Genomic DNA, 13,904 nt, shown 5'->3' on the forward strand with positions numbered 1-13,904 from the left:
GGAACGATGGAGGAGGGCGCATGGCTGGCAAGGACCATGTCCGTGGCGGCAAGGCGGTGACCCTGACGGAGGTGGCACGGCTGGCCGGTGTTTCCGTGGCCACCGCGTCGAAGGCTCTCAATGGCCGTAGCCAGGTCGCCGCACGCACCCGGGCGCGCGTGCTCCAAGCGGCCGAGCAGCTGTCCTTCGTCCCCAACACGCTTGCGCAGGGCTTGCTGGTGGGGCGCACCGGAACGGTCGGTCTGCTCACCAGCGACCTCCAGGGCCGGTTCGTCATCCCCATCCTCATGGGCGCCGAGGACGCCTTCGGCGCGGGCCGCGTGAACGTCTTCCTCTGTGACGCGCGCGGGGACACGATCCGCGAGCAGCACCAGCTCAAGGCGCTGTTGAGCCGGCGGGTCGACGGTCTGATCGTGGTGGGGAGCCGGACCGACTCGCGTCCCTCGGTCGGCCACGACCTCCCGGTCCCCGTCGTGTACGTCTACGCCCCGTCCGACGACCCGGAGGACCTGTCGCTCGTCCCGGACAACGTGGCGGCGGGGAGGCTCGCCGTCGAGCACCTGATCAGCTGCGGGCGGAGCCGCATCGCGCACGTGACGGGTGACCCCACCTACGCGGCCGCGCAGGACCGGGTCACCGGCGCCCTGGCGGCGCTCGACGCCGCCGGGCTGGGACTGGTCGGCGAGGTGATGTACTCGGAGTGGTCGGAGCGCTGGGGTCGTGACGCGACCGCGGTGCTGCTCGAGCGGTACCCGGACATCGACGCCGTCCTGTGCGGCTCGGACCAGATCGCCAGGGGAGCGTTGGACACTGCGCGTGACCAGGGGCGGAAGGTTCCGGGCGACATCGCCGTCATCGGGTTCGACAACTGGGACGAGATGGTCACCAACTCCCGGCCGGAGCTGACGAGCATCGACCCCAATCTGCAGTTGCTCGGCCGGTCCGCGGCTCAGCGGGTGTTCGCCGCCCTGGACGGCGAGGAGCTGGGCAAGGGCGTGCACACCCAGGCGCCGCGCCTGGTCATCCGTGGCTCCACGGTGGCCCGCCGGTGAGCTGAGCCTTCACCCGTTCGGCTGGGTCGCTCGACCGGCTCGGGTGCCCTTGGTGTGTTCCCACCGGCCCACCTCAAACCCTTTCGGGCGTCGTTCGTCAGCGGTCCGATCAACGGCCATGAACTGACCTGGCCCGACATCTTGCCGAAAAGGTTTTCGTAGGTCAGGGTGGGCGCTAGTGACCGGGGTCACGCTAACCAGCCCGGAGGTGGCGCATGTCAGCTTTCGACCCCACCGGTCGGCTGGCCGGTGACATCTCCCGCGGGACCGCACCGCCACCAAGGAGATTGAGCATGATCAGTAGACGCAGGAGGAGAGTGCCCGTCTGGTCGGCCGTGGCCGCGCTGGTGGTGGGAGGGGTGGTCGGCCTGCCGTCAGCGGCGCACGCCGACAGCCCGATCCTGCCGGGCAATGAGGGCGACATCGGGCTCTACACCAACGGACAGAGCCACGCCATGGAGATCGGGGAGCCGGTCTACACCAATGTCGGCGACGTTGCTGCGCAGCTCGCGCCCGGCGTGCCGTTCACCGCGAAGAGCATGCACCAGTCGATATTCGACAAGGATCTCGCGGCCGGCGGCACCGACTACTACCTCGACCGCGTGCTGGGCGTACGGGGCACCCTCGGGTCGGCGGTGCTGATGACCAGGGGCCGCTCGCTGTACATGCGCGGCGCGAGCAACAACAACTTCACCACCATGGGCTTCGCGGGCAGCACCTACGTCGGCGGCCCCAACAACCTCGGCAACCTGTACACGGTCACCGTGCCCGGGCAGACCGTCACCGAGGTCAGCGCGAACCGGTTCAACGCGCCGAGCCACGCCAAGGGCCGCTACACGATCGGCGCCACGGGAGTCACCGCCGATCTGACGAAGTTCATCACCTACGACAACGTCGCAGTCACGGCCATCGACTTCACCAACCCCGGTGGCTCGGCGGCGACGTTCACCGTCCGAGCCGCCTCGCCACTGGCCACCCAGGCCGGAGACAGCGCAGCCGAACTGATCGGCACCCGCACCATCACCAGTGGCGCCAACAACGGCCTCATCGACACGCCGTGGAACACCGTCACGATCGACCTCACCGGCGCCGGCTTCACCCGTAGCGGCGCCAACCTCGACCGCCAGATCACCGTGCCCGCCGGCGGCTCGGTGTCGCTGTCGGTCGTCGGCGCCGTCTCCTCGGCCACGCTGCCCAAGACGGTCGAGAGCTACCAGGAGTACGCCGCGATGCCGCCGGCCCAGGCCGTGCGCACCGGCATCACCGAGTTCAACCGCCGCTGGGCCGAGGACATCCCCTACATCGACGTCCCCGACCCCGCCCTCGAGAAGGCCATCGTCTACCGCTGGTGGGGCGAGCGATACAACACCCTCGACGCCAACGCACCCGGCTACGCCTACCAGTACCCCACCACCGTCGAGGGCTCGAACCTCTACCAGAACGCCATCGCGCTGACCCAGCCGATGCACCTGCAGGACACCAAGTGGCTGCGTACGCCATACCTGCCGTACGGCCAGCTCCTCAACATCGGCGAGCTGTCCGGTTCTTCGGCGTTCCTCGACAGCCCCGGTCACACCAGCTGGAACAACCACTACTCGCAGTACCTGGGCACCGCCGGGCTCGAGGCCTACAACGTGCACGGCGGGGGCAAGGAGATCGCCAGCAAGTTCGCCCACTACTTCGAGGGCGACGGGGTCGGCCAGCTCGAGCACTACGACGGCAACAAGAACAACCTCATCGCCTACGACACCAACTTCATGCCCGGCAACGACGCCGACGCCATCTCGTTCGGGTTCCCGAAGGCCAATGCCGGCGCCCCCGGCGCACGCACGATCGAACGCCCCGAGTCGGCGTACGTGTGGGGCGCGCTCGACGCTGCCCGGCAGCTATACCAGATCGCCGGCGCGGAGCAGGCCAAGGTCGACGAGATGACCACCGCCGCCAACGGCACCCGGGACGCGGTCCTCAGCCAGCTGTGGAGTCCCGACACGCGGATGTTCCTGGCCCGCACGTCCTACGGCGCGACCAGCGCGGCCAGCTCCAACGGCAAGGCCAACCCGCTGCCCGCGTCGGCCCGTGCCCTGATCCCCGCCAAGGAGTCGAACCTCTACGACGTCTACGCCGAGGACCTCATCCCGTTCGACCAGTGGCAGAACTACGTCGACGGGTTCCGGTTCCTGACCTACGGCGACAACTTCCCGATCTTCCCGTTCTACACCGCCAACCAGTACGACCGCGCCGCCTACGGGATCGGCGGCTCCAACAACTTCTCCAACATCAACTTCACCGTGCAGTACCGCGCCGTTCGCTCGGCGCTGCGCCACTACGACCCGGAGCAGAAGTACATCACCCCGGCGTACGCCAAGCGGCTGCTGGACTGGATGGCCTGGAGCATCTACCCGAACGCGGATCTGCGCGCCCCGAACCAGGCCGAGTACTACTCCAACTGGAACCCGACCGCCAAGACCTACAACCGCAACAACCCGAACCACGTGATGCTCGGGAACATGAACTACATCTTCGTCGAGGACATGGCTGGCCTCCAGCCCCGCTCCGACGACAAGATCGAACTGTCACCGATCAAGTTCGGCTACGACCACTTCATGGCCAACAACCTGCGCTACCACGGGCACGACGTCACGATCGTCTGGGACCCCGACGGCAGCAGGTACGGTCTGGGCGCCGGCTACAGCCTGTTCCTGGACGGCGAGAAGAAGGTCAGCACCGACAAGCTCGGCAAGCTCACCTACGACCCGAACACCAACAAGGTCCAGGCCGAGGACGGCCTGACCGTCACCTTCACCGCGACGGCCGGGACCAACTTCCCGAGCGCGGTGGACACCGCCATCAAGGACGACCGCGTCGTCGAGTACCTCAAGACGACCGGCATCGACCTCACCGAGGACGCGCCGAACCTCGCGACGGGCGCCATCCTGCACTCGTCGTACACCCAGCAGGGCGCACGGCCGACGCCGTGGCGCCAGTTCCACACGCCCGGCTGGAGCACCACCACGATGAACTACACCCCCGGCGCCATCGCGGAGACCGAGCGGCCGGTGTCGCTGGCCGCCGTGACCGACGGTGTCACCGCCAACGAGCCGTACTGGGGCAACTACGGAACCACCGACAAGAACGGGTACGTCGAGCTCGATCTGGGATCGGCCAAGGCGTTCGACAACGTGAAGGTGACCTTCGTCAGCGACCGTCAGGCCGGGGGCTACCACGAGCCCTCGCGCTGGTGGGTCCAGGTACCCGACGGCAGCGGGGGATGGAAGGAGGTGCCGAACCAGTTCAAGAACCCGACCGTTCCGGCAGCCAAGTTCAACGAGGCGCTCTTCAAGACCGTGACGTCGAACAAGGTGCGCATCGCCTTCACGAACAGCCCGACCTTCTACACCGCGATCGCCGAGATCCAGGCGTTCAACTCCGGCCGTGAGGTGCCCCCCGTCTCTAACCAGGCACCCGTGGTCACCGCCACGCGCGACGGCTCCTCGGACGGCAACCTGTCCACCCGTCTGGTCGGCACGGCCTCCGACGACGGAATCCCCTACGACAGCGAGCTCAGCTTCGGCTGGGAGACCGTCTCAGCGCCCCAGGGTGCGGGCGTGATATTCGCCGACCCGAAGGCGCTGGCGACCCGGGTGACCGGCACGGTCGCCGGTGACTACGTGTTCCGATTCGTCGCCAACGACGGCGACAAGCGGTCGGAGGCAACCGTCGCGGTGACCCTCACCAAGCGGGCGGTCGCCGCGGAATTCGGCTCCTCGGCAACGGTCACCACCAGCGGTACCGCGTCGTGGGAGAACCACCAGCGAGTCAACGAAGCCAGCAACCCGAGCAGCTCGAACCCGGGCGCCGGCAACGGCTGGGGCAACTGGGGCCAGACGCAGAACGGCACCAGCGTCGCGCGGGAGGCGTGGATCCAGTACAGCTGGACCTCGCCGGTGCGGCTGTCGTCCACCGACATCTACTGGTACGACGACAACGGCGGCACCCGCCGACCGACCGCCACGACCTACGCCGTCGAGACCTCCTCGGACGGCACCACCTGGACCCCCGTTACCCTCACCAAGGGCTCGACGTACGCCAACGGGGTGGCCATCAACGCCTACAACCACTTCGACTTCGAACCGATCACGACGAGCCGGTTACGCATCCGCATCTGGGGCGTCATGGGTAGCGGCGCGGGCACCGGCGTGCTGCGCTGGCGCGCCAACGGCGAGACGGTCGACTCGGTGCGTTCGCCGGTGCTGATGCGGACCGGCGTGGGCCAGGTGCCCACCCTGCCGAGTGAGCTCGACGCGGTCTACGCCAGCGGCGCCCGCGGGAAGGTCGGGTTCAAGTGGCAGGAGATCACGCCCGAGATGGTCGCGGAGCCCAACGTCGATCCGTTCGTGGTCTACGGCACGAACGACGCCTACGGTCTGATCGCCGAGGCCCGCATCTACGTGCGGCCCGAGATGTCCCAGGGCGGCATCTCGATCCAGGGTGCCGAAACATTCGAACAGACCGTGGAGGTGGGCGAGCTGCCCTACCTTCCCGACAAGGTGGCGGTCTCGTACAACGACGGCTCCCGGGACAACCAGGCGATCGGCGTCGACTGGAACTTCGACGAGAACATCGTCAAGACCCCCGGCCGCCACACCGTCGTCGGTGACCTGATCCTGCCCGACTACGTCAGCGAGGCCGGCACCACGCGGACCACGTTGACCCTCACCGTGGGCAAGGACACGGTGGCCCCGACGACGACCCTGACCTGGTCACCGGCGGAGCCGAACGGCGACAACGGGTGGTACACGACGGCCCCGTCCTTCACCCTCCAGGCGCAGGACGCGTTCGCCGTGGCCAGCACCCAGTACCGGCTCGACGGCGGTCAGTGGACGGCCTACCCGGGTACGCCCGTCACGATCGACCGGGACGGCACCACCCGGGTGGAGTTCCGCTCGACCGACACCAGCGGCAACGTCGAGGAGCCCAAGGAGTCCACGGCCAAGGTCGACACCATCGCGCCGACGGCGAAGTTCTCCTCGGCGATCGGCGAGGTGTACTTCGGCTCGGTTCCGCCCGCCCCCACGTGCACGGCGAGCGACGCCCTCTCCGGTCCGGCGGGTTGCGTCGTCAGCGGCTACAGCAACGATGTCGGCACGCACATCCTCCTTGCCACGGCGACCGACGCCGCGGGCAACGTGGGCACCGCCGTCCAGTCGTACACCGTGCTGCCGTGGACGCTGAAGGGCTTCTACAGCCCGGTCGAGATGGACGGGGTGTACAACACGGTCAAGGGCGGCAGCACCGTGCCCATGAAGTTCGAGGCCTTCTCGGGCACCACCGAGCTGACCGACCCCGCGCTCGTCACGATGAACGCCAAGCAGGTCACGTGCAGTACCGGCGCACAGGCCGACGAAATCGAGGTGCCCGCCACTGGTGCTACCTCGTTGAGATATGACTCGACCGCCGGCCAATTCGTCTACACCTGGAACGCCCCCGTCACACCCGGCGCCTGCTACACACTCAGCGCCACGACACGTGACGGGTCAAGCCTGAACGCATTGTTCAAGCTCCGATAACCGGCAACGAATGCAACGGAGGGGCTGCTACCCGCAGCCCCTCCGCTGCCTGGCTCGGCGCGCCCGCGATGAGGGCCGAGGGGACGCTATCCCGCCGACGAGGCCATCGCCGGTGACGGGTCGAAGTTGATCGGGTTGTAGTAGTCGTTTCCCTCCTCGGGGTAAAAAGAACCGTACCTGCGGGCCAAACGCCGGGTATGCGGTGTTGCCGATCCGGCCGGGCCGATCGACGAGCCGGTCGGGTAGACGGCGATGACCAGTGCCCGGCCGGCCGGCGTGCCGTAGGCCAGGGCGGTGACCAGATCACCAGCCATCACCTGCTGCGCGTCGTCGGACCACGAAACCGAAGTCGTCGGTCATTGCTCCTCGTTCACCGTCGACGGACGGGCCTGCGCTCGGTGGGGGTGGTCGGTCAGGCGGCGCCGAGTGCCGCGAAGGACGCCTCGGCCTGCTTGCGCAGCATCGGTACGAGGTCCTGGACTGGCCGGGGCAGCCCGGCCAGGAGCAGCTCGACCTCGGCCGGCGTGGCGACGCGGTCGAAGAATCAGCTGCGCTACCCGGCCGTGGGAAGCTGGACCTGACCTACGAGGGCAGGTGTTCCCGTCCGAGTCGGGCCTGATGTTGCTCGTCTACGCGGGAGAGCGTTGCACGTCTGTACAGTTACATGACGGACGCGATCCCGGCCACCCTGCAGCCGGCGAACGAAACCCGCCCTCCGGCTCGGACCGAATGGCACAGTGGGACAAGTGACCAGGAGCCGGTCGGCGCTGCAGACGGGCGCGCGATTCCTCGGAGGCATTCAGCGATCCACCGGGGGCGCCGGGGTGACCCGGTTGGAGTTGTTCCTCGATCTGGTGTTCGTGTACGCGTTCCTGAGCGTGACGGACCTCATGGCGGAGAACTTCCGAATCGAGGGCCTGTTCCAGGGCGTGCTGGTGGTTTTGTTGCTCTGGCGATGCTGGAGCGCGTACACCTTGCTCGGCAACGTCGTCAGGTTGGACCGGGGGTCCATGCGGCCGCTCATCTTCGGGGTGGCCGCGACCATTCTGCTGATCGGGATCGCCGCACCGGTGATCTTCACCGATCGGCCAGGTGGCTTGTTCGGGCCGTTGATCTTCGTCGTCGCGTTCCCGCTGGCCCAGTTCAGCCCGCTAATGATATTGACCTACACCACCTCGGGCGGGACCCGAGGACCCCTTCTACGCGCATGGTTGCCGTTCTCCGGCGGCGCGGTCCTGCTGCTGTGCGGTGCGCTGCTCCCTCGCCACCTGCCTCCAGACGTCGACGGTGGGTCCGTTCGACTGGCCCTCTTCTTCGCCGCCGCCGTCGTCGATTTCATCGGCGTGGGCGCGATCGGCGCGGGCACCTGGCGGATCGTGTCCGTGCCGCACTGGGTCGAGCGGCACCGGCTGGTCATGCTCATCGCGCTTGGCGAGACGATTATCTCGATCGGCACTGCCCGTGGCCTCATCGGCGACCCACCGATCACCTGGTCAGTCATCGGAGGCTCCGCCCTGAGCCTCGTCGTCGTGGCGGTGCTCTGGTGGCGTTACTTCGACATCGCCGGATTCGCCGCCGAGCAGGCGCTGGAGCACCAGCCGCCAGCCAGCAGGTCACGACTGGGCCGGGACGCGTACAGCGTCCTGCACGTTGTCATGATCGTCGGCCTCGTCCTGATCGCGCTGGGGCTCAAACGCGCGTTGAGTTCCGTCGAGCCCGCCACCGCGTACCGGTGGGACCGGCTGAGCACGCTCGTCCTCTACGGAGGCGCCCTGGTCTACCTGCTCGGTCTGGTGGCCCTCGAGCGCCGTACCATTCGCTTGCTCGGTCGAAGCCCGCTGCTGGGGATCGTCCTGGTGACCGCCTTGGCTCCGGTCGCGGTCCGCCTGCCGCCGGTGGGCGCGGTGGGGCTGCTCGCCGCGATCCTCACGAGCATGGTCCTGGCCGATCTCACCGTCTTCCGCCGGCGGCATCACCTGCTGCATGCGAAGGCGGCGAAGGCGTCGGTCCGGGCCACCACCACCGGAGTCACACCAAAGGAACTCTTCCTCGATCTGGTGTTCGTCTACACGTTCATCCAGGTCACCGTGTTGATGACCCGCCACACCACCGGGATCGGGGTCGCGCGGGCCTTGGCGGTGCTCACCCTGCTCTGGGTCGCCTGGTCCCTCAATACCCAGGTGGGGAACGTCCTTCGCCGCGAGTCCATCCCCGTGCGGTTGAGTGTCCTGGTGGTCGTCGCGCTGACCCTGATGATCGGTATCGCCATCCCACAGGCCTTCGACGTGGTACCCGACGGGCTGCCCGGCCCGATGATCGTCGTGCTTTGCTACATCGTGCTGCGCGTGCTGCACCTGACCACGCTCCGGCTGGTCGTCCGCGTGGACCGGGCATCACATGCCCAGATGCTGCGCGCGGGTGCTCCGACGGTGGCCGCGCTCGTCCTGCTGGTGCTCGCCGCGCTGGCATCCCCGCGGTCGCATGCCCCCGAGGGGCTGAGCCGGCTCGTGGCGAGTCTCTGGCTGACAGCCATCGTCGCCGACCTCGCCGGGGGTTACCTGGTCGTCCAGCGGTTCTGGCGGGTGATGTCAAGCCCCGGGTTTGATGGAGAGTTGGTTAGCTGGTTTTCAGGGGTGCGGTGACCGGCTGGGTCATCGCGTGTAGTGCCTCGTGTTCGGCGGGCGGGATGTGCCCGAGCTCGCCGTGCAGCCTGCGGTTGTTGTACCAGTCGATGTACTCGACGGTGGCCATCTCCAGGTCGTCGAGCCCGCGCCACGGGCCGGTGTTGCGGACGAGTTCGGCCTTGTAGAGGGAGTTGAACGCCTCGGCCATCGCGTTGTCGTACGAGTCGCCCTTGGACCCGACCGAGGCGACGGCGCCGGCCTCGGCGAGCCGCTGGGTGTAGCGAATCGCTCGATACTGGACTCCCCGGTCCGAGTGGTGGACCAGTTTACGCAGGTCAGCACCCTGACTCTCGCGGCGCCAGATCGCCATCTTCAGCGCGTCGAGAGCCAGGTCGGTGTAGAGGCTGGTGGCGACCTGCCAGCCGACGATCATGCGGGAGTGCACGTCGAGAATGAACGCGGCGTACACCCAGCCCACACTCGTGCGCACGTAGGTCAGGTCGGCGACCCACAGCTGGTTCGGATGTTCCGCGGTGAAGTCCCGTTTGACCAGGTCACCGGGGCGGCCGGTCTCGGCTGCGGGCCGGGTCGTGCGTGGTGACTTGTCGCGCAGCAGCCCGCGCAGCCCAGACTCACGCATCAGCCGCTCCACGGTGCACCGGGCCACCGGCACGCCCTGGCGGCGCAGCTCGTGCCACACCTTGCGAGCGCCGTAGACACCGTAGTTCTCCGCATGGATCCGCTCGATCATCGCGGTCAGCTCCTCATCGCGCCGCGACCGGGCCGAGGCCGGGCGGGTCTTGGCGGCGTAGTAGGTCGACGGTGCGATCTGTGCCGGCGTGTCTTCGAGCGCCTGCAGGACCGGCTGGACACCGTGTTCGACCCGCTGGGAGTCGACGAAGTCGACCTTCATCGCGACGGACGGTCCAACTCCGCCGCGAAGAAAGACGCCGCGGACTTCAAAATCTGATTCGCCCGCCGCAGCTCACGATTCTCCCGTTCCAACACGGCGAGGCGTTCCGCGTCGCTGCTGGTGATGCCCGACCGCTCACCGGCGTAGGTCTCGGCCTTCTTCACCCACGTCCGCAACGCCTCCGGATGAACCCCGAGCTGACCGGCGATCCGCCGGATCGCTCCAACCGCGGACGCCGGATCCCGGCGAGCCTCGACCGCCAACCGCGTCGCACGCTCACGCAGCTCATCGTTGTACTTCTTGGGTGCGGGCATCGCTGGTGTTCCTCCCAGGTTTCGATGTCTCCATCAAACCCGGTGCGGGACATGATTTCGGCCAAGCATTGGACCGACCGGTACGCCCTGATCATCCTCATCGCACTGGGGGAGTCGGTCATCTCGGCAGGGGTGGCCGTCGCTGGCCGCCCGATTTCCTGGTCGGTGATCGCCGCCATCGCCACCAGCATGGTCCTACTGGCCGCACTCTGGTGGGCGTACTTCGACACGGACGCGATCGTCGGAGAGCGCGCCATGCAGGACCGGACCGGCAACCAGCGAGCGGAGCTCGCCCGCGACGCATACACCTACCTGCACCTGCCCATGATCGTCGGGTTGATGCTGGTTGCCTTCGGCCTGCGAAAGACCCTCGAGGTGGTCAGCGACCCGTCAGGACCGGCACGCGCCCCGCTGGGGCACGCCGCCCTCTTCGCCGGAGTGCTCGCCTATCTCCTCGCCAACCAGGCATTCTGGTGGCGCATCCGGCGCGAGCTCCGCTGGATCCGGGTCACCGGTATCCTGCTCGTGGCGATCCTTGCGCCGGTAACCAGCCTACTGCCGCCGCTCTGGGCGCTGATCATCCTGACGGCCACCAGCGCCGCTGTCATGATGACCGACTCCCACCACGCCGCCCGGCTACGGCAACGGCTGCACGAGCCGCCACCGTCGACCATCCTGACCGACGCGCGGCCCGCCAGCCCCAACAGGTAACCCACACCAATGACACCGGTGGGCAGTCGCAATGTGGGAGCGTCTCGCCGAGCGCCTGGACCGAGTCTGGCCGGACATCGGTCCTGCGAGAAGTCTCTCAGAGGTCCAAACAAGATGATCTCTGGGTCTTCCGTCCTTTGTAGAAGATGATCTACGATGCGGGGCCGTGAGGCGTGGTGAGCAGCCGCCGTGGATCGTGCCGGACGGGCTGTGGCAGCGCATCGAGCCGTTGCTGCCGAAGCCTGAGCGCAACCCGCGGCATCCGGGACGCAGGTGGCGGCGGATGGTCCTCGTCAACCCACACGTCGAGGTAGTAGACGTGCCTTGCCCGCTGTGGTTGGCGAGAGTTGCCGCAGGGGCGTCTGTGTAGCGGCCGGTGTGCAGGACGCCTTCCAGGATCACGTGGTAGCCCAGGCCGAACGTGTCCTGGCGGTGGCGGCGATGAACGCGGGCGCGACCCGGTTGGCGTGGTTGCTGTCGCGCTTGCGCAGCATGACCGGCGCAGGTAGTCCTGCTCCAGCTTACCTACCGCCCTATGTGTCATTGAGGGCCTTGAGCTGAGCGAACGTCATGCACATGTTCATGACGTTGGTGCGGGCGACGGGGTTGATGCCCGCCGCCCTGCGGCTGCCCTTCACACCACTGGTGCCGACCCAACCCACTGCACTCGGTCATCGCCTAGCGGATGCTTCAGGCGCGGATCGCGGTAGATCCGGATAGCCGGTTGTGTTGATCGGCTCAACGTCAGCGTTTCGATGCGTGGGTGGGGGCTCGGTCGTTGGAGCAGATGAAGTCGCTGTCCCCAGACAACATCGGTGCTCGCCGCAGATTGCGCGATGTCGTTGATACGCCAATCGCCAGCGCCGCGCGACGCATCCGCGCTGTTTGGGAAGCCTGTACGGTCGGTGAAGGCGTCGCGGAAGGCCGGGTAGTACTCGTGCAGCAGCGATTCGCAGCGCGGCGGGCTGCGTCAATCCAGTGAGCTACGGTGATCGCAGGGGCGCGAGCTGCACGGTCCAAGTCCGGGCTGTCCCGACGACCGCAATTGCCCGGCAGAGGAGGTCGCAGCCCAGCTGCGGACTTCCTTCTGCGAAGCCGCGGTTGATGAAGCTGATCGCTCTCGGATGGTCACCCGCTTCAAGAGCATTCTCCAGCCCAGCGGTCAAGACTGCGGCGAGCGCGGCGTGAAAGCTGTCTGCCCCTCTTTCGCGGAGGGTCTTGGCGGGCTCGCGCAATGGTGACGGAGAGACCGCGGGCGGGGCTAACACGAAAGTCATGTCCTTCTCCTGTATGTCGGTGTTGCTCGGTCAGGCCAGCCGGATTGGCGCCCACCTGCCGCAGCCGTGTCGCAACGGCCTCGTCGTACCGCGCTGGGCGGGACTGGCTGATTGTTGCTGGCAAGGTAGCGGCTGATGACCCGGGCATGATCCCTGACGGGACGCCAACGCGTCGTTGTGCCTGGGGCAGACGTTTCCCGAAGGGCCGCCTGAAGGGATGACCCGCCACTGGACGCCAGCCATGCCTCCGACCATGATGGTCTGCCTCACGGCGTCGCTGGTCGTCGCCTGTAACGGACGCGGCGTTGTCGGTCAGCACACTGAAGTGTCGGTGGCAATCGGATGGTCTGCCAACGCTCGGCCCTCAAACCTCAAAGTTGTCCTGTGGACACTGCTGAGACCTGGCAGCGCGCCCGGTAGGCGCTGGCCCGCCAACGATGTTGACGGACTGATCCACCACCCACTCTACGCGCACTACACGCACTGGTGCCGCTGCCAGCTCAGGGAGCTGATTCCAGCGATGAATGTGGCTGCCTCTCGGCGAGGATCGATACGACCTCGTCTCGTGTCCATTGTCATGTCGCCCAGGTGTGGTCCATCGTCCGAGCCTCGCCTGTGTCGGCGACCTGCGACCTACAGCAGCGGTTGCACGACGGTAGATCCGGCTGCGCGAGTCGACCGAGGAGCCCGCGACAGCGCCACTGCACCTGGCATCTCCACTCGAGTAGCTTCTACGACATGGCAACTACCGTGTTACGCGTCCGGCTCATCGGCGGCGACCGCATGGACCTCACGTACGACAAACCGGACGTCTCCGACGAGGACGAGCTTGTGGAACACGTGATCTCGACCCTGGCGCAGGATGCGGGAGTGCTACGCACTAAACACGGTAATCGGCTCGTCGCACTCTACGGCCGAGGCGTCGCAGCGATCGAAGTTGCGCCTCGCGGTGCAGTGCTGTGACGGAGGCCGCGCGCATGGGGCTGCCGGGAGCGCCGAATTCTGTGTTATGGTTGCCTGGTTGCAGTTTTGATTTCCGTAGACGTTTCGGCGCCTGATGGGTTAACCAAAACCCATCCAGGTGCTTTTTTTCGTTTCGTGTCGTTTCCGGCGCGGGTGATCAACGCGGTGGCGCGAGTCCGCACAGAGCGGTCTCCAACAGCCTGCGAAGGAGCAGACATGGCTACAGGTACCGTGAAGTGGTTCAACGGCGACAAGGGCTTCGGCTTCATCAGCCAGGACGGCGGCGGCGCCGACGTTTTCGCCCATTTCTCGGCGATCTCCGCGAGCGGCTTCCGCAGCCTGGCGGAGAACCAGCGGGTGGAGTTCGACATCACCCAGGGCCCGAAGGGCCCGCAGGCGTCGGATATCCGCTCGCTCTGATCCACGCTTCGCCGCGGCGGCCTGACTGGTTCAGCGGGCCGCCGTTCGGCGCTTCATCTATAT

At 67.2% G+C, this 13,904-nt stretch carries 7 protein-coding genes and 1 pseudogene; 6 read left to right on the forward strand and 2 right to left on the reverse strand.

Annotated features, from left to right (window positions below; genetic code table 11):
* The first annotated feature begins 20 nt into the window (after positions 1-20).
* Together AC0OLQ_RS17560 and AC0OLQ_RS17565 are read left to right on the forward strand one after the other, a co-directional pair.
* Positions 21-1,052 carry a LacI family DNA-binding transcriptional regulator gene (locus AC0OLQ_RS17560; protein ID WP_484527092.1) on the forward strand — a complete coding sequence of 344 codons (1,032 nt, stop codon included), beginning with the start codon at positions 21-23 and terminating at the stop codon, positions 1,050-1,052.
* A gap of 293 nt (positions 1,053-1,345) precedes the next feature.
* A complete protein-coding gene (locus AC0OLQ_RS17565) occupies positions 1,346-6,619 on the forward strand; it encodes a PxKF domain-containing protein (RefSeq protein WP_484527093.1) in 5,274 nt (1,757 codons plus the stop codon).
* 86 nt (positions 6,620-6,705) lie between these two features.
* Here AC0OLQ_RS17565 and AC0OLQ_RS17570 read toward each other — a convergent pair whose 3' ends face one another.
* Positions 6,706-6,933 (reverse strand): hypothetical protein, encoded by a 228-nt coding sequence (locus AC0OLQ_RS17570; RefSeq protein ID WP_484527094.1) that lies wholly within the window; start codon positions 6,931-6,933, stop codon positions 6,706-6,708.
* A 432-nt stretch (positions 6,934-7,365) separates the two neighbouring features.
* On the opposite strand from AC0OLQ_RS17570, the gene AC0OLQ_RS17575 reads away from it, so the two are divergent.
* Positions 7,366-9,261 carry a low temperature requirement protein A gene (locus AC0OLQ_RS17575; RefSeq protein ID WP_484527095.1) on the forward strand — a complete coding sequence of 632 codons (1,896 nt, stop codon included), beginning with the start codon at positions 7,366-7,368 and terminating at the stop codon, positions 9,259-9,261.
* Here the strand turns inward: AC0OLQ_RS17575 and AC0OLQ_RS17580 are convergent.
* Positions 9,236-10,419: pseudogene (locus tag AC0OLQ_RS17580) on the reverse strand (IS3 family transposase). The gene AC0OLQ_RS17575 and the pseudogene AC0OLQ_RS17580 overlap by 26 nt on opposite strands.
* Between AC0OLQ_RS17580 and AC0OLQ_RS17585 the strand changes: the two are divergent.
* From AC0OLQ_RS17585 to AC0OLQ_RS17595, 3 genes are all read left to right on the forward strand, one after another.
* Positions 10,342-11,181, forward strand: a complete 840-nt coding sequence (locus AC0OLQ_RS17585) for a low temperature requirement protein A (protein ID WP_484527096.1) — start codon at positions 10,342-10,344, stop codon at positions 11,179-11,181. The pseudogene AC0OLQ_RS17580 and the gene AC0OLQ_RS17585 overlap by 78 nt on opposite strands.
* Positions 11,182-13,196: 2,015 nt before the next feature.
* Positions 13,197-13,421 carry a hypothetical protein gene (locus AC0OLQ_RS17590; protein ID WP_484527097.1) on the forward strand — a complete coding sequence of 75 codons (225 nt, stop codon included), beginning with the start codon at positions 13,197-13,199 and terminating at the stop codon, positions 13,419-13,421.
* 216 nt (positions 13,422-13,637) lie between these two features.
* The gene (locus tag AC0OLQ_RS17595) at positions 13,638-13,841 is read left to right on the forward strand and encodes a cold-shock protein (protein WP_357333802.1); all 204 of its coding nucleotides are present in this window, start codon (positions 13,638-13,640) and stop codon (positions 13,839-13,841) included.
* Positions 13,842-13,904: the final 63 nt, after the last annotated feature.

The sequence above is a fragment of the Micromonospora sp. Utrum1 genome (assembly GCF_057197805.1).